Here is a 15,479-nt window from a genome sequence, read left to right as displayed (position 1 = left end):
TCACCGCTGGCCGGCGCCGCCGCGATGGCGGCGGGGGCCGGCGGCGCCTCGGCGGCCTGCACTGCAGCCGGACTCGCCGCGGCCTGCAGCAAGGCCTGCGCATCGGCAGCGGCCTCGCCGGGAGCCAGCAGCACGGCAATGGGCGCCCCCACCTCCACCTGCTGGCCCGCCTGCACCAGCCATTGGCCCATCACGCCCGCGCTGTCGGCGCTGATTTCAACGACGGCCTTGTCGGTCTCCACCTCGGCCAGGCAGTCGCCCACGGCCATGGACTCGCCCGCCTGCTTCGACCAGGCGGCCAGCATGGCGTGGGTGGCATTGGCCGCCACTTCGGGCATATGCAGCAAAGTCGCCATGTCACACGCTCCCGTTCTTCAGGTCAGGCCGGTAGCCGTGGATGTCGGCATACTGCACCAGCTCCAGCACGTTGCCTTCGGGGTCGCGGCAGAACGACAGGAAGGTGCCGGGGCGTACCTCCACGCGCTCGGGGCCGGTGAGAAACTCCACGCCATGCGCCTGCAGGCCTGCGATGGCGGCCTCGATGTCGGCGACGATGAACGTCAGGTAACAGGCATTGGGCTGGTCCAGGATGGGGCCGCTGCGCGCGGCGGCGGCGGGCGGGTTGGCTGGCGCCAGCAGCTTGATGCGTTCGCCATGGCTGGTCTGCAGGCGCACCACGGTATAGCCGCCGTCCGACAGCGCCGCCTGGCGCGCCTTGTCGGCAGGCACGGCCACTTCGCTCACGAACCGGCAGCCCAGCGCGCTTTCGTAGAAGTGGCGCATGCGCGGCAGATCGCGCACGCCCAGGCCCACTTCGAGAGGGGAAATCATCTTCATCGACATGGTGTGTCTCCTTAGGCTCGGCCTTGGTCGCGCATCACTTGCTGCAGGCCCTGCGCCACTTCCTCGGTGCGCGCGGCGGCGGCGCGCTCCAGCACCCGGGAGATGCTGGGCGAGGCTTCGGCGCCGGTCACGCGTTGCACGGGCTGGTCCAGCCAGTCGAAGCAGCGGCGCTGAATCTCGTCGGCCAGCCAGCCGCCGTATGAAGTGCCGCGCGCGCCCTGCTCGACGATGAGCACGTTGTTGGTCTTCTTGATGCTGGCCTCGATCGTGTCCCAGTCCAGGCTGGCGCGATCGAGCCAGCGCAGGTCCACCACCTCAGCGTCGATGCCGGTCTGCTCCACCGCCTCCAGCGTGTGCTGCACCATCGACAGGTAGGTCAGCACCGTCATGGCCTGGCCGCTGCGGCGCACCGCCGCCTTGCCCACGGGGATGATGTAGTCCAGATCGTCCACCGGCGCGGGGCCAGTGCTGTTGTAGAGGTCCACGTGCTCGATCACCAATACCGGGTCCTTGCAGGCCAGGGCGGCATTCATCAGGCCCACGTAGTCGAACGGCGTGGATGCCGCCACGATGCGCCAGCCCGGGCTGGTGGCGAAGACGCCCGCCGGGTCCATGGAGTGCTGCGAGCCATAGCCCGTTCCCATGGCCACCTTGGTGCGCAGCACCAGCGGCACCTCGAAGCCGCCGCCGAACATGTGGCGCGCCTTGCCGATCTGGTTGAACACCTGGTCGGCCGCCACCCACATGAAGTCGGGATACATGAATTCCACCACCGGCTTGTAGCGCCCGTCCATGGCCAGGCCGCCGCCCAGGCCGGCGAAGGCGTTCTCGCTGATGGGCGTGCCCAGCACACGGTCTGCGAAGCGCTCGCGCAGGCCCCGCGTGGCGCCGTTGGTGCCGCCCTTGAGGCGGTGCACGTCCTCGCCCATGACCACGATGCCGGCATCAGTCTCCATGCGGCGGGCCATCACGTCAGCCACCACATCGACGAACTTGCGCGGCTCGGTCTTGCCGGCGAAGGTGGCGGCCTCTTCGGCGCGCAGGCCTTGCAGCTCGCTCAGGTCGCCGCGCACGCCCACATCGCGAAAGTCGGGGCTGGGCCAGAGCTCGGGCCGGATGCGGCGCTTGCCGGGCTTGCCCGCAGGGTCGGCCTCCAGCAGCTGCGCGCAGGCCTGGGCCATGGCCTCCTTGACACGCAGGCGCAGCGCCTCTGCATCTTGCGCGCCAAGCAGCCCGCGCGCCTGCATCTTGCCGGCCAATAGCGCCAGCGGGTCGCGCACGCGCCACTCCTGCTCCTCGGCCTTGCTGCGATAGCCGAAGGCGCTGCCGGGAAAGGGGCCGTTCTGGTGGAAGAAGCGGTACACGTCGGCCTCGATCACGGCCGGGCCCTTGCCCGCGCGCATCCAGGCCAGCGCCTCCTGCATGGCCAGGTGCACGGCCAGCGGGTCCATGCCGTCCACCTTCCAGCTCGGGATGTTGAAGGCCAGGCCGCGCGCCGACAGACGGGTTTCAGCCGTAGCCTCCTCCACCGTGGTGGAGACGGCATAGCGGTTGTTCTCGATGAAGAAGCACAGCGGCAGCTTCCAGGCTGCCGCCAGGTTCATGGTCTCCAGCACCGAGCCGATGTTGACCGCGCCATCGCCAAAGTAGGTTACGGCCACCGCGTCGGTGCTCGCATGCTTGTGCGCCCAGGCCGCGCCAGCGGCCAGCGGCACGCCGCCACCCACGATCGCGTTGGTGCCCAGGGCGCCCGCCTCGACCCACTGCAGGTGCATCGAGCCGCCGCGGCCATGGCAGAAGCCCTGGTCCAGCCCCAGGATTTCGGCCAGCGTGCGCTGCAGCAGCCGCTGCACCGCGCCATCCAGCGGCGCCTTCGGGTCCAGGCCCCGCGGGGCGATGTGGCCCAACGCCTTGGACAGGAACTGGTGGTGCCCGCGGTGCGAGCCGTTGATCTGGTCGGCCGTGCGCAGGCCGACGATGGAGCCGGCGGCCCCGCCCTCCTGGCCGATGCTGGAGTGCGCGGGGCCGTGCACCAGGCCCTCGCCCGCCAGCTCCAGCACGCATTCCTCGAAGCCGCGGATGATGTGCATATGGGCCAGCAGCGCGCCCAGCAATGCCGGGTCGGCCTGCGCCCAGTCCGCATCGGTGGTGGAGAGCTGGACCCAGTCGCTCGCTGGGGCCAGGGGGGTATGCAATGGCATGGGATGTTCCTGTCGGGTTCTATGAACGGTGTGGAAAACTCAATGAAAACAGCCTTCATCGCCTATGTACAAAGCGCCAAAAGCTATATTTTTGATAGCAAAAATCAATAGCCATTGGCCAGCCAGCCGCCATCCGAGACCAGGGCGTGGCCAGTGATGAAGGCCGCGGCGTCCGATGCCAGGTAGAGCGCGGCCTCGGCCATTTCTTCGGGGCGGCCCAGGCGGTTGATGGGGGTCTTGCCGCACAGCTCGGCGCCGTTGATGGCGCCACGCGCCATCAGCTCGTCCATCAAGCCGGTGTGGGTGTAGCCCGGGCAGATGGCGTTGACGCGGATGCGGTGCTGCGCCCATTCCGCCGCCAGGCATTTGGTGAGCGACACCACGCCCGCCTTGGCCGCGCAGTAGGCCAGGCGGTTGGCCGCGCTCGACAGCCCCCAGATCGAGGCCGTGCTCAGGATCACCCCTGCACCCTGCCCGGCCATGCGCCTGCCGGCGGCCTGGGCGCAGTAGAAGACGCCCGAGAGGTCGATGTCGATGGCACGGCGCCATTCGGCAGGCGTGAGCTCCAGCGATGGCTTGTTCATCGAGATGCCGGCATTGTTCAGCAGGATGTCGATGCGGCCGAAGCGCTCCTCGGTGGCGGCGCAGGCCTGCTCCACCGCCACGTCGTCGGCAATGGAAGCCTGCACGCCGTGCACTTGCACACCCAGGAAGGCCTCGCGCAGCTGGGCACACGTCTGCTCCAGCGCGACGGGATCGATATCGAGCAGCATCAGCCTGGCGCCATGCCTGGCGAAGGCATGCGCCATGGCGCGGCCGATGCCGCTGCCCGCGCCGGTGTTGAGCACCACCTTGCCGCGCAGGCCGGGGTAGCTGGCGGGCGCGAAGGGCTGGGCCGCGGGATAGCCCTGGGGAATGTGAGCCGTGGTCATACAGCAAGCCAATCTTTCATGAGTTGGGGGTTGGAAGTGAGCTCGTGCGGCGTGCCTTCGAAGACGATGCGGCCATGGCCCATCACGCACACGCGGCTCGACACCTTGAGCGCGATGGCCAGCTTCTGCTCCACCAGCACCACCGACACGCCCTTGCTGTGGATGTCGCGGATGGCCTCGCCGACCACCTGCACGATCTTGGGCGCCAGGCCCTCGGTGGGCTCGTCGATGAGCATCACCAGCGGGTTGCCCAGCAGCGAGCGGCACATGGTCAGCATCTGCTGCTCGCCGCCCGACAGGCTGCCGGCCTTGGTGTTGCGCCGCTCCTTGAGCCGCGGGAAGTAATCGAACATCTGCTGCGCCGACCACTGCACGCGGCCGGCGCGTGCGGCCTGCTCGCCCATGCGCAGGTTCTCGTCCACCGTCAGATTGGCGAACACCTCGCGCTCCTCGGGCACGAAGGCCACGCCGGCGCGGCAGATCTCGAACGAGCGCGCGCCACCGATCGGCCTGCCCTGCAGCAGGATCTCGCCGCCGGTGGCGGGCACCAGGCCCATGATGGTCTTCATGGTGGTGGAGCGCCCCGAGCCGTTGCGCCCCAACAGGCTCACCACCTCGCCCGGGGCGACGTGAAAGTCCACCCCATGCAGGATGTGGCTCTTGCCATAGTGGGCGTGCACGCCCTTCAATGCCAGCAGGGCACTCATGCTGCGGCCTCCTCGCCCAGATAGGCTTCCTTGACCTTCTGGTTGTTGCGGATCTCCTCGGGCGTGCCGGTGGCGATCACCTGTCCGTACACCAGCACGCTGATGCGGTCGCACAGCGAGAACACCACGTCCATGTCGTGCTCCACGATGAGCAGCGAGCGGCCCTGCGTCACGGTCTTGATGAGCTCGACCGCGTAGTCGGTCTCCTCGTGCGACATGCCCGCCATGGGCTCGTCGAGCAGGATGACCTTGGGGTTAGAGGCCAGCGCCATGCCGATCTCCATCGAGCGCTGCTCCGAATACGAGAGCTCGCCCGCGCTGCGCTCGCGCCGCCTGTGCAGGCGCACCAGCTCCATCAGCTGCTCGGTTTCCTCGCGCACCCTTGCGTAGCCGCTGACGAAGCGCCACAGCGTGTTCTGCACCCCGTGGCGGCGCATCACCGCGATGCGCAGGTTCTCGTACACCGACAGCTTGGGAAAGAGGTTGGTAATCTGGAACGAGCGCGCCAGCCCAAGGCGATTGATGTGCTGCGGGCTCGCGCCCTGGATGTCGTGGCCGTCGAAATGGATGCGCCCGCCCGTGGGCGCGTAGTGGCCCGAAATCAGGTGGAACACGGTGGACTTGCCCGCTCCGTTGGGGCCGATCACCGCATGGCGCTCGCCCGCGCGCAGCTCCAGATCCACGCCGCGGATGATCTCGGCTTCGCCAAAGGCCTTGCGCACATCGCTCAAGCTCAGGATGGGTTGCATGTCTTTGCGGCTCACAGTGCGCTCCCTTGCCCAGCGGCGGAGGTTTCGGCCTGGTCGGCTTTCTCCTGCAGCGCATGCCACAGGCCTGCCGTGGCGCGCAGCAGCGCCGCGCCGGCGGCCCACAGGCCCAGCGGCACCGCCCAGGTGGGGATGGCCATGGGCGGCCAGTCGCGCCCGAACAGCGCGATGGGCGCCCAGCCCGCACCGGCGTTCAGCGCCGCCATGGCGCGGTAGTCCTGCGAGAAAAAGCGCTGCAGCAGCTCCACGGTGAACACCGTGCCCGCCGTAAGCAGCAGCCCGGCAAGCAGGCCGGCACACAGCGGCGGCAGCAGCGCTAGGGTGCCATGGGCACGGCGGGCCGCGCCCACCCAGCGCATGAACCCGGCCAGCCCGGAGGGCATGAACATCATCACCAGCACGAACAGCACGCCCTGGTAGAGCAGCCACGAACGCGTCAGATCCGACACCGCGTAGCCGAAGAAGGTCATCAAGGCCGCGCCCAGCGCCGGGCCGAGAAAGGCCGTGACGCCGCCGATGTAGCTGTTGAGCACCACGGCGGCCGAGACATGGCTCTCCAGCAGCACGTAGTTGGCCGACTCGGTATTGAGCGCCTGCAGGCCGCCCGCGATGCCGGCGAACATGGCCGAGATGGCGAACACCGTGACGTTGAGGCGGTGCACGTCGTAGCCCAGGAATTTCAGGCGCTGGCTGTTCTCGCGCAGTCCCAGCGTCAGCCGCCCCACGGGGGTGAGCGTGAACAGGTACAGCAGCGCCAGCGACAGCAGCACCCAGGCCAGCACCAGGTAGTACACCTCGGTGGATGAACCGAACCTCAGGCCCCAGGCCGGCATGCGCATGGCGGAAATACCCGCCTCGCCACCGAATACGCCTTTGAGATGCGGCGCCAGCGCATGCATCAGCTCGGCCAGGGCCAGCGTGATCATGGCGAAGTAAGTGCCCGTGCGCTGCGTGGCGAACCAGCCCGCGACCATACCCGTCAGCAACCCGACCGCCGCGCCGGCCAGCGGCATCAGCGGCGTGGGCACCAGCCCCGCGCCGTTGAAGGCATTCATGGCGTGCACGGTGGCGAAGGTGCCCACGCCAAAGTACGCGGCATGGCCGAACGAGAGCATGCCGGCCTGGCCGCACACCAGGTTGAAGGCGCTGGCGAACAGCGCGGCGATCAGCATCTGGATGGCCGCATTGACCAGCGACTGCGACAGCAGCGCGGGCAGCGCCAGCAGCAGCCCCACGCCCAGGGCCAGGGGAATCCATAGTTTCGATTGCATGGTTGGCACTCCTGGCGGCGTTCAGCTCTTCTCGCCCATGAGGCCCGAGGGGCGCACCATGAGGATCAGCAGCATCAGGGCGAAGGGAATGGTGGCGGAGATGCTCGACAGCTTGAGCGTCAGCAGCCCACCCACCTGCTCGGCCCAATCCCGCGCGCCGAACCAGGCCAGCAGGTCGGCCAGGCTGTAGTCCACCCCCACCGACAACGAGGTGATGACCCCGATCAGCAGCGAAGCCAGCATGGCCCCGCCCATGGAGCCCAGGCCGCCCACCACCACCACCACGAACACCATCACGCCCAACTCCAGCGCCATGTTGGGGTTGGTGGTGTAGAAGGCGCCGGCCACCGCGCCAGCCAACCCGGCCAGGGCCGCGCCCACGCCGAACACGCCCATGAACACCAGCGGCACGTTGTGGCCCAGGGCCTCGGCCATGCGCGGCTTGTAGATCGCCGAGCGCACCACGATGCCCACGCGGGTGCGCGTCAGCAGCAGGTAGACCAGCACGAACATGAGCACCGCTACCGAACCCATCAGGATGCGGTACGCGGGGTAGTTGGCATCGCCCAGGCGAAACAGCGCGAAATCCATGCTGGCCGGAATGCGGTAGTCCACCGGAAAGTTGCCGAAGAACAGCTTGATGAGCTCGGCGATGATGAACGACAGGCCGAAGGTGAGCAGCAACTCGTGCGCATGCCCATGGTGGTGTACGCGGCGCAGAAAATACTTCTCCACCGCCACGCCGACCAGGCCCACCAGGATGGGCGAGGCCAGCAGCGCCCCCCAAAAGCCCAGGCTGCCCTGCAGCGCGTAGGCGAAATAGGCGCCCAGCATGTAGAACGAGGCATGGGCGAAGTTCAGCACGCCCATCATCCCGAAGATGAGCGTCAGGCCGGCCGAGACCATGAACAGCAGCAACCCGTAGATCACGCCGTTGAGCAGCGAAACGATCAGGTTCTCCATAAGAATTTTCCTTTTTCAAGCGCGCATGCAGCGGCCGAGCCGGATGGCTCCGGTGGGAGAAGAAAAGGCGGATCGGAAGGGGCGTTCAGCGCGGGCGCTGCATCTTGCAACTGCCCTGCACGGGCGCGGCGGCATCCTGGGCACTGAACAGCTTCACCGTCTGGAAGCCCATGGCGGTGTTGTCGGCCTTGAACCGGGCTTCCTTGCTGACCTTGGACACCACGATGGGCAGCAGGATCTGGTGGTCGTCGGCACGCATGGCCGACTCGCCCAGCGGCGTCTTGAATCTGGCCGTCTCCAGCGCCTTGGCAAAGGTGTTGGCATTGAGCTTGCCGTCCTGCGGCCTCACCTCCTTGAGCACGGCGGCCACCATCTGCAGCCCGAACACGGTCTGCCCTTCGGTGTACACCGGGTAGTGGCCCGTCTTGGCCTTGTAGTCCTCGGCGAACACCTCGCTCTCCTTGCCGTTGGCATCGGCATTGAAGGCATGCGCCACGTAGTGGCCCAGCGCCGCATCGCCCGCGTTGGCAATATTGCCCGGCTGGTCGAGAAAGGCCGTGCCAAAGCGCGCCGTCAAGCCCGCAGCCTTGGATGCCTTCATCATCAGCAGCAGGTCATTGGACCAGTTGCCGGTGATCACCGTGTCGGCCTTGGAAGCCGCGATCTTGTTCACGTAGGGCGCGAAATCCTGGATCTTGTTGGTGTCGTGCAGCGTCTTCTCCACCACCTGGTAGCCCCCCGCCGTCGCATTCGCCACGATGGCGGCCTCCATGTCCTGGCCCCAGGAGTAGTTCTGGTTGATGGAGTAGACCTTGGTGCCCAAGGCGTTGTCCTGCTTCATCGCCGACACCAGCGCCTTCACGCGCACCTGGGCGTTGGGGTTGAAGCGGAAATGGTGGAAGTGGCACTTCTCGCCCGTCAACTCCAGCGCCTCGCCGCCCACGTTGAGGAACACCACCTCCTTGCCCGGATTGCGCAGGTTGAACTTGCGCACGTCCTCGGTGATCTGGCCGCTCACCGCCGACGAGGATCCTTGAACAATGAGCTGCACGCCATCGGCCAGCGCCGCCTTCACCTTGTCCGAAGCGCCAGCCGGGCCGCCTTGGTTGTCGTACTCGACAAGCTGCACCGGCTCGCCATTCCAGCCGCCCGCGGCATTGATCTGCTCGATCACGTAGCGCGTGGCAGCCTTGAACATCAGGCCAGTGGAGGCCTGGGGGCCCGACAAGGTCTCGACCAGGCCAATCTTGACGGGAGCAGCCTGCGCGCCAGCGCCCACCGCCGCCAGGCCCGCGAACGCGATGCCTCTTACTCTCAACCATGCCGCCATTTCAGTCTCCAAAAATCTTGTTGAAAGGGATTCCGATCAAGAACCAGCCTGTCCGGATCAAAACATGTCTGACATTAAATAATATTGGTCAGACAACTTAGTCTACTGATCTGACAGCACGAGATCAACCAAAATTACCCATACCAAGGGTAAACACCAGGCGACCCATATCCACTCTATGCACATCCCTGAACTGGCGCGTTGGATTTGCCTTAACATGTCAGACAACTTTGGCCGATGGAAACCAGCCCATGCACTCAAGCGAAAACACTGCGGCGGAAAGTGGCAAGCACGCGGTTGCGCAAGACAGCATCCGCCACCTGCCGGATGAAATTGCAGCCGCCATCAACGGACAGGTTCAGCGCGGCGAATTGCAGCCCGGGGACCGCCTGCCCAGCGAGCGCGAGCTATGCGAGCGCTTCGGCGTCAGCCGCTCCGTGGTGCGCGAGGCTTTGTCGCAGCTGAAGTCCGACGGAATCATCGAGGCCAAGCGCGGCAGCGGCGCCTATGTCCTGGAGCGCGACCAACGCCAGTCCTTCCGGATGCAGGACGTGGCCATCGACGAGCGCGACAGCCTGGAGCTGGTGATGGAGCTGATCGTCACGGTGGAGGTTGCGGCCACCCGCCTGGCCGCGATGCGGCGCAGCGCCGACGACCTCAAGCTGATCCGCCGTGCGCTCATCGGCATGGAATACGAGATCGCCAATGACCGCCTGGGTGACGAACAGGACTTCGCTTTCCATCAAGCCATTGTCGAGGCCACGCACAACCCCCATTTCGTAGCCCTCAGCGCACACCTGGAACAAGGCGCAAGAAGAGTGATTCGCCAAGCCCGAACCAATACCAAGGTCCGGCACGTGGCGATGATCGAGGCGGTGCAGGAAGAGCACCAGGCCATCTTTGACGCCATCAAGGCCGGCGACCCCGAGGCCGCCGCGCTGGCCGCCGAAACCCATTTGAAGAATGCGGCCCAGCGCCTGGACATGTACCTCCGAAATTGAAGGCCAATGCCCCGGAGCAATCCCCTGCAACAAGCCTCCATCTTGCTTCACAAAGTTTCATCCAAAACCATGTGACGCGGCGTCAACAGGGCGTGTGCTGCTAGCGTTGTGCAAGTGCGGTGCGAAGCTTCGCGCCGAAACTCCAACACCTGGGCTATTGCAGCCATGAGAGGAAACCGCGGTATGAAAAAACTTCTTGCCCTCCTGATCGCCGGCACCTTTGCCGCAGGCGCATTTGCGCAAGCACCCGCCGCCGCAGAGCAGCCGTCGGCACCGCCGGCAGCAGCCGCCGCCGCACCCGCACCCACACCGGCTGCCGCCCCCGGCGCAGCGGCCAAGCCCGCCGCCAAGGCCCACGCCGGCAAGCACGCCAAGCATGCAAAGGCCAAGAAGGCCAAGAAGGCCAAGAAGCATGCCGCCAAGGCCGCACCAGAACGGGCAGTGCCACAGGCCCAATAAGCCATCCGCCTGCGCTGCAGCCAAAAGCCCGCAAAATAGCGATGTTTTGCGGGCTTTTGCCATGCGCCTTTCCATGGACTCCCTATGAAGAACTTGCTTTCCGTTGCGCTCCCCTTTGCTTTCCCTGGTTTCTCGCCGCGGCGCTGGGCCGTGGGCATGGCCGCGGCCGCGCTGGCCTGCGCCGCGCAGGCGCAAAGCCCGCAGACCGAGCTGCCGCGCACCGAGATCACCGCCGGCATGTTCCGCATCCATGCCCAGGTGGCGCAAACGCCCGAGCAGCGCGAGATCGGCCTGATGCACCGCAAGGAGATGCCGGCAAGCGAAGGCATGCTGTTCGTCTTCGAGCGGCCGGGCGTGCAGTGCTTCTGGATGAAGAACACGCTGCTGCCGCTCACCGCGGCCTTCGTGGCCGATGACGGCACCATCGTGAACCTGGCCGACATGCAGCCGATGACCGAGAACTCGCACTGCTCCGCCAAGCCGGTGCGCTATGTGCTGGAGATGAACCAGGGCTGGTTCGGCCAGAAGGGCATCAAGGCCGGCGGCAAGCTCAGCGGCCGGCCTTTCCTGCCGTGACCGGGGCATACCCGGCAACTTGGGCGTAGCCTGCCCTGCCGCCTTGGGGCCAAGCCCTCCATATTGACAACGAGTTTCCAATAATGGAAACTCGTTGTCAATTTAATGGAGGAGGAAAGCATGCGCCCAACCAAGGCAGATCAGTTGACGGCCGCGACGCTCGCGGTGTTCCGCTTGAATGGCGCGCTGGTCCATTGGGGCGACCGCTTTGCGGCGCCGCACGGCCTGACCAGCGCGCGCTGGCAGATGCTGGGGGCGCTGGCCCTGGCCGAGCGGCCGCAGAGCGCGCCGCAGGTCGGCGCCCGGATGGGGGTGACACGGCAGGCCGCCCAACGCCAGCTCGACCTGCTGGAGCAAGAGGGCCTGGTCGAGCCCCTGCCCAACCCACAGCACAAGCGCTCGCCGCTGTACCGGCTGACCGCGCCGGGAGCCAGCGCCTACCAGGCACTGGAGCGGCAGTGGCGCCAGCATGTGCAGGCGCTGGCCAGCCGCTTCAGCGCCGCCGAGATCGAGGCCACGCTGCATGTGCTGGCCACGCTGCTGCAGGCCCATGCGCAGGAGGCGGAGCATGGCGATGCCGCGTAACGCCCTGCTTTGCATCCACCGGGCCAGCGCCGCGCTGGCGCTGCTGCTGATCGCCGGGTTCTGGTCGTCCACCGCCATTGCCTGGCTGCTGCCCGGCACCGCGGCGACCACCGTCGTCAAGCAGGGCATCGCCTACGCCCTGCCCGCCATGGTGCTCGCCATGGCCGCGGCCGGCGGCTCGGGCAGCCGGCTGGCGGGGCCGCGCCGGCAGCCAGTAGCGCTCGCGCGCAAGCGCTGGCGCATGCCGCTGATCGCGGCCAACGGCCTGCTGGTGCTGGTGCCCGCGGCCCTGTGGCTGCACTGGCGCGCACAGCAGGGGCTGTTCGGTCAGGCCTTCTACCTGGTGCAAGGCCTGGAGCTGTGCGCCGGGCTGGCCAATGCGGTGCTGCTGGCGCTCAACGTGCGCGACGGCAGGCGGCTGCGCCGCGGCAAGGCATAAGCCCCACGCCTTTCAAAGTCTTTAACGTGGAATAGGCGCAGTCTGCGTGGCCAAGAGGTTGTGCGTTGTGCGTTGAGCGTTTTGCGGCTTTCACGCTCAACGCCAAACCCTCAACGCTCAACTTTTCCCAACGTCATGGGCACTCGCAACGGCACAACACCTTGAAAGGGATGGGCATAAGCCCCCACGCGTCCTTTCCGCCCCGGCATCCCGGCAATAAAAACGGCCGCCTTGCCGGGCGGCCGTTTTCGTGGGCACAGGGGCTCGGCCCCCGCAGCTTTATGCCAGCGCGTCGATGGCTGCGTTGAAGATGCCGCTCGGGCGCATCACCGCGTCCATCTTGGCCACGTCGGGCAGGTAGTAGCCGCCGATGTCGGCTGGCTTGCCCTGCACCGCGACCATTTCGGCGATGATCTTCTGCTCGTTGTCGGCCAGCTGCTTGGCCAGCGGCGCGAACTTGGCGGCCAGCTCCTTGTCTTCGGTCTGGGCAGCCAGCGCCTGGGCCCAGTACAGCGCGATGTAGAACTGGCTGCCGCGGTTGTCCAGCTCGCCGGTGCGGCGCGAGGGCGACTTGTCTTCGTCGAGCAGCTTGCCGGTGGCCTGGTCCAGGGTCTTGGCCAGCAGCTTGGCGCGGGCGTTGCTTTCCTTGATGCCGAGGTCTTCGAGCGACACGGCCAGCGCCAGGAACTCGCCCAGCGAATCCCAGCGCAGGTGGTTTTCCTCAACCAGCTGCTGCACGTGCTTGGGCGCCGAGCCGCCGGCACCGGTTTCGTACATGCCGCCGCCGGCCATCAGCGGCACGATGGACAGCATCTTGGCCGAGGTGCCCAGCTCCATGATAGGGAACAGGTCGGTCAGGTAGTCGCGCAGGATGTTGCCGGTGACCGAGATGGTGTCGAGGCCGCGGGCCACGCGCTCCAGCGTGTAGCGCATCGCGCGCACCTGGCTCATGATCGGCAGCTCCAGGCCCTGGGTGTCGTAGTCCTTGAGGTAGGTCTGCACCTTCTTGATCAGCTCGGCCTCGTGCGGGCGGTAGGGGTCGAGCCAGAACACGGCGGGCATGCCCGAGTTGCGGGCGCGCGTGACCGCGAGCTTGACCCAGTCGCGGATCGGTGCGTCCTTGACCTGGCACATGCGCCAGATGTCGCCGGCCTCCACGTCCTGCGACAGCAGCACTTCGCCGGTGGCCAGGTCGACGATGTTGGCCACGCCGTCTTCGGCGATCTCGAAGGTCTTGTCGTGCGAGCCGTATTCCTCGGCCTTCTGCGCCATCAGGCCCACGTTGGGCACGGTGCCCATGGTGCGCGGGTCGAAGTTGCCGTGCCACTTGCAGAAGTTGATCATCTCCTGGTAGATGCGGGCGAAGGTGGACTCGGGCATCACGGCCTTGCAGTCGGCGGGCTTGCCGTCGGCACCCCACATCTTGCCGCCGCCGCGGATCATCGCGGGCATGGACGCATCGACGATCACGTCGTTGGGCGAGTGGAAGTTGGTGATGCCCTTGGCCGAGTCGACCATGGCCAGCGCCGGGCGGTGCTCCTGGCACCTGTGCAGGTCGCGGATGATCTCTTCGCGCTTGGACTCGGGCAGGGTCTTGATCTTCTCGTACAGATCGACCATGCCGTTGTTGACGTTGATGCCCAGCTCGTCGAACAGCTTGCCGTGCTTCTCGAAGGCTTCCTTGTAGTAGATCTTGACGCAGTGGCCGAACACGATGGGGTGCGAGACCTTCATCATCGTGGCCTTGACGTGCAGCGAGAACAGGATGCCGGCTTCCTTGCAGTCGTCGAGTTCGCGCTCATAGAAGTCGCACAGCGCCTTCTTGCTCATGAACATCGAGTCGATGATCTCGCCGTCCAGCAGCGCGACCTTGGGCTTGAGCACGATGGTCTTGCCCGACTTGGTCACCAGCTCCATCTTCACGTCGCGGGCCTTGTCCAGCGTCATGGACTTCTCGCCGTGGTAGAAGTCGCCATGGTGCATGTGCGACACATGGGTCTGCGACCACTGCTTCCACTCGCCCATGGAGTGCGGGTGCTTCTTGGCGTAGTTCTTCACCGCCAGCGGCGCGCGGCGGTCGGAGTTGCCCTCGCGCAGCACCGGGTTCACCGCCGAGCCCAGGCACTTGCCGTAGCGGGCCTTGATGTCCTTTTCCTGGTCGTTGGCGGGGTTCTCGGGATAGTCGGGGATGGGGTAGCCCTTGCCCTGCAGTTCCTTGATCGCGGCCATCAGCTGCGAGACCGAGGCGCTGATGTTGGGCAGCTTGATGATGTTGGCATCGGGCGTCAGCGTGAGCTTGCCCAGCTCGGCCAGGTTGTTGGGCACCTTCTGCGCATCGCTCAGGTACTCGGGGAATTCGCCCAGGATGCGGTTCGCCACCGAAATATCGCTCTCGGCCACGTTGATGCCGGCGGCGCTGGCGAAGCCACGGACGATGGGCAGGAACGACGCCGTCGCCAGCCGGGGCGCTTCGTCGGTCAGGGTGTAGATGATGGTGGGTTGGGTAGTCATCTGGTCTTTCAAGTGGCAAAGATAGGGCACGCGGCGTGCAGGATCCCTGCGCCGCCGCGAACTTGAATTTTTGTGCAATGCAATATCACAATACGAAATTCAAGGCGTTGGCATTGTCGCGTTTTTTCAAGTCTTATACAAGACTGATCCCCCACATTCTGCTGGGACGTCGGTCGAAATTGCTCCTTTAAAGATAGCATATAGCGCTTTCCCCATGCGCTTCAGCGTCGGATTTTCCAAAAAAAAAGCCCCGAAACGGGGCTTTTTGCGCCGCCGGCTGCAGCGCCGGCGCTCGGCTCGATCTCAGGCGAAGTTCTGCTCGGCGAACTTCCAGTTCGCCAGGCTGGCGAGGAAGGTCTCGACGAACTTGGGACGCAGGTTGCGGTAGTCGATGTAGTAGGCGTGCTCCCAGACGTCGACGGTCAGCAGCGCCTTGTCGGCGGAGGTCAGCGGCGTGCCGGCGGGGCCGGTGTTGACGATGTCCACGCTGCCGTCGGCCTTCTTCACCAGCCAGGTCCAGCCGGAGCCGAAGTTGCCCACGGCCGACGCCTGGAAGGCCTTCTTGAACTCGTCGAAGCTGCCCCACTTCTTGTTGATGGCTTCGAGCAGCGCGCCGCTGGGAGCGCCGCCGCCATTGGGGGCCATGCAGTTCCAGAAGAAGGTGTGGTTCCAGATCTGGGCTGCGTTGTTGTAGATGCCGCCGGAAGACTTCTTGACCACGTCTTCCAGTTCCATGTTTTCAAACTCGGTGCCCTTTTGCAGGTTGTTCAGGTTCACCACGTAGGCATTGTGGTGCTTGCCGTAGTGGTACTCCATGGTTTCCTGGCTGTAGCCGAACGGCGCCAGTGCATCGATGGCATAGGGCAATGGGGGCAGGGTGCGTTCCATAACTGT

16 protein-coding genes are annotated in these 15,479 nt (G+C 66.0%); 5 read left to right on the top strand and 11 right to left on the bottom strand.

From position 1 onward, the window contains the following. The 9 genes from ACODRX_RS23405 to ACODRX_RS23365 all read right to left on the bottom strand — a co-directional run. A partial coding sequence (locus ACODRX_RS23405) for a lipoyl domain-containing protein (protein ID WP_488873943.1) occupies positions 1–356 on the bottom strand: 356 nt, incomplete at its 3' end. Position 357: 1 nt separating this feature from the next. Further along, positions 358–843 carry a VOC family protein gene (locus ACODRX_RS23400; protein WP_488873942.1) on the bottom strand — a complete coding sequence of 162 codons (486 nt, stop codon included), beginning with the start codon at positions 841–843 and terminating at the stop codon, positions 358–360. Positions 844–854: 11 nt separating this feature from the next. Next, positions 855–3,044 (bottom strand): alpha-ketoacid dehydrogenase subunit alpha/beta, encoded by a 2,190-nt coding sequence (locus tag ACODRX_RS23395; protein ID WP_488873941.1) that lies wholly within the window; start codon positions 3,042–3,044, stop codon positions 855–857. Positions 3,045–3,148: 104 nt separating this feature from the next. Then, on the bottom strand, positions 3,149–3,976 hold the full coding sequence (locus tag ACODRX_RS23390) for an SDR family NAD(P)-dependent oxidoreductase (RefSeq protein WP_488873940.1): 828 nt from the start codon (positions 3,974–3,976) through the stop codon (positions 3,149–3,151). Beyond that, entirely contained in the window at positions 3,973–4,683 is a 711-nt protein-coding gene (locus tag ACODRX_RS23385; protein WP_488873939.1) for an ABC transporter ATP-binding protein, read from the bottom strand. Before ACODRX_RS23385 ends, ACODRX_RS23390 begins: the two co-directional genes overlap by 4 nt. Further along, positions 4,680–5,432 carry an ABC transporter ATP-binding protein gene (locus ACODRX_RS23380; RefSeq protein ID WP_488873938.1) on the bottom strand — a complete coding sequence of 251 codons (753 nt, stop codon included), beginning with the start codon at positions 5,430–5,432 and terminating at the stop codon, positions 4,680–4,682. Before ACODRX_RS23380 ends, ACODRX_RS23385 begins: the two co-directional genes overlap by 4 nt. An 11-nt stretch (positions 5,433–5,443) precedes the next feature. Further along, complete coding sequence (locus tag ACODRX_RS23375; RefSeq protein WP_488873937.1) at positions 5,444–6,721, bottom strand: branched-chain amino acid ABC transporter permease; 1,278 nt, start codon at positions 6,719–6,721, stop codon at positions 5,444–5,446. Between the two features lie 21 nt (positions 6,722–6,742). Next, on the bottom strand, positions 6,743–7,684 hold the full coding sequence (locus ACODRX_RS23370) for a branched-chain amino acid ABC transporter permease (RefSeq protein ID WP_488873936.1): 942 nt from the start codon (positions 7,682–7,684) through the stop codon (positions 6,743–6,745). Positions 7,685–7,769: 85 nt separating this feature from the next. Then, entirely contained in the window at positions 7,770–9,014 is a 1,245-nt protein-coding gene (locus ACODRX_RS23365) for a branched-chain amino acid ABC transporter substrate-binding protein (RefSeq protein ID WP_488873935.1), read from the bottom strand. Positions 9,015–9,265: 251 nt separating this feature from the next. On the opposite strand from ACODRX_RS23365, the gene ACODRX_RS23360 reads away from it, so the two are divergent. The 5 genes from ACODRX_RS23360 (at position 9,266) to ACODRX_RS23340 (ending at position 12,074) form a co-directional block, all read left to right on the top strand. Next, complete coding sequence (locus tag ACODRX_RS23360) at positions 9,266–10,015, top strand: FadR/GntR family transcriptional regulator (protein ID WP_488873934.1); 750 nt, start codon at positions 9,266–9,268, stop codon at positions 10,013–10,015. A 183-nt stretch (positions 10,016–10,198) separates the two neighbouring features. Beyond that, a complete protein-coding gene (locus tag ACODRX_RS23355; protein WP_488873933.1) occupies positions 10,199–10,474 on the top strand; it encodes a hypothetical protein in 276 nt (91 codons plus the stop codon). 84 nt (positions 10,475–10,558) lie between these two features. Next, a complete protein-coding gene (locus ACODRX_RS23350) occupies positions 10,559–11,050 on the top strand; it encodes a DUF192 domain-containing protein (protein ID WP_488873932.1) in 492 nt (163 codons plus the stop codon). Positions 11,051–11,170: 120 nt separating this feature from the next. After that, entirely contained in the window at positions 11,171–11,635 is a 465-nt protein-coding gene (locus tag ACODRX_RS23345) for a MarR family winged helix-turn-helix transcriptional regulator (protein WP_488873931.1), read from the top strand. Further along, positions 11,619–12,074, top strand: coding sequence for a hypothetical protein (locus ACODRX_RS23340; RefSeq protein WP_488873930.1), 456 nt, complete (start codon positions 11,619–11,621; stop codon positions 12,072–12,074). The genes ACODRX_RS23345 and ACODRX_RS23340 overlap by 17 nt, the downstream gene beginning before the upstream one ends. 279 nt (positions 12,075–12,353) lie before the next feature. Here the strand turns inward: ACODRX_RS23340 and ACODRX_RS23335 are convergent, their stop codons facing one another. Then, the gene (locus ACODRX_RS23335; protein WP_488873929.1) at positions 12,354–14,585 is read right to left on the bottom strand and encodes an NADP-dependent isocitrate dehydrogenase; all 2,232 of its coding nucleotides are present in this window, start codon (positions 14,583–14,585) and stop codon (positions 12,354–12,356) included. 303 nt (positions 14,586–14,888) lie between these two features. Continuing rightward, positions 14,889–15,473: a superoxide dismutase gene (locus ACODRX_RS23330; protein WP_488873928.1), complete on the bottom strand. Its 585-nt coding sequence runs from the start codon at positions 15,471–15,473 to the stop codon at positions 14,889–14,891. Positions 15,474–15,479 lie beyond the last annotated feature (6 nt).

The sequence above is a fragment of the Comamonas sp. FG99 genome, assembly GCF_057808605.1.
This window is presented reverse-complemented; position numbering and strand designations above follow the sequence as displayed.

Bases quoted from the DNA above. Each gene is read 5' to 3' on its own strand.
- ACODRX_RS23380 (WP_488873938.1), bottom strand. From the start codon at position 5,432: ATGCAACCCATCCTGAGCTTGAGCGATGTGCGCAAGGCCTTTGGCGAA.
- ACODRX_RS23330 (WP_488873928.1), bottom strand. From the start codon at position 15,473: ATGGAACGCACCCTGCCCCCATTGCCCTATGCCATCGATGCACTGGCG.
- ACODRX_RS23350 (WP_488873932.1), top strand. From the start codon at position 10,559: ATGAAGAACTTGCTTTCCGTTGCGCTCCCCTTTGCTTTCCCTGGTTTC.
- ACODRX_RS23335 (WP_488873929.1), bottom strand. From the start codon at position 14,585: ATGACTACCCAACCCACCATCATCTACACCCTGACCGACGAAGCGCCC.
- ACODRX_RS23355 (WP_488873933.1), top strand. From the start codon at position 10,199: ATGAAAAAACTTCTTGCCCTCCTGATCGCCGGCACCTTTGCCGCAGGC.
- ACODRX_RS23345 (WP_488873931.1), top strand. From the start codon at position 11,171: ATGCGCCCAACCAAGGCAGATCAGTTGACGGCCGCGACGCTCGCGGTG.
- ACODRX_RS23340 (WP_488873930.1), top strand. From the start codon at position 11,619: ATGGCGATGCCGCGTAACGCCCTGCTTTGCATCCACCGGGCCAGCGCC.
- ACODRX_RS23370 (WP_488873936.1), bottom strand. From the start codon at position 7,684: ATGGAGAACCTGATCGTTTCGCTGCTCAACGGCGTGATCTACGGGTTG.
- ACODRX_RS23400 (WP_488873942.1), bottom strand. From the start codon at position 843: ATGTCGATGAAGATGATTTCCCCTCTCGAAGTGGGCCTGGGCGTGCGC.
- ACODRX_RS23360 (WP_488873934.1), top strand. From the start codon at position 9,266: ATGCACTCAAGCGAAAACACTGCGGCGGAAAGTGGCAAGCACGCGGTT.
- ACODRX_RS23375 (WP_488873937.1), bottom strand. From the start codon at position 6,721: ATGCAATCGAAACTATGGATTCCCCTGGCCCTGGGCGTGGGGCTGCTG.
- ACODRX_RS23390 (WP_488873940.1), bottom strand. From the start codon at position 3,976: ATGACCACGGCTCACATTCCCCAGGGCTATCCCGCGGCCCAGCCCTTC.
- ACODRX_RS23365 (WP_488873935.1), bottom strand. From the start codon at position 9,014: ATGGCGGCATGGTTGAGAGTAAGAGGCATCGCGTTCGCGGGCCTGGCG.
- ACODRX_RS23385 (WP_488873939.1), bottom strand. From the start codon at position 4,683: ATGAGTGCCCTGCTGGCATTGAAGGGCGTGCACGCCCACTATGGCAAG.
- ACODRX_RS23395 (WP_488873941.1), bottom strand. From the start codon at position 3,044: ATGCCATTGCATACCCCCCTGGCCCCAGCGAGCGACTGGGTCCAGCTC.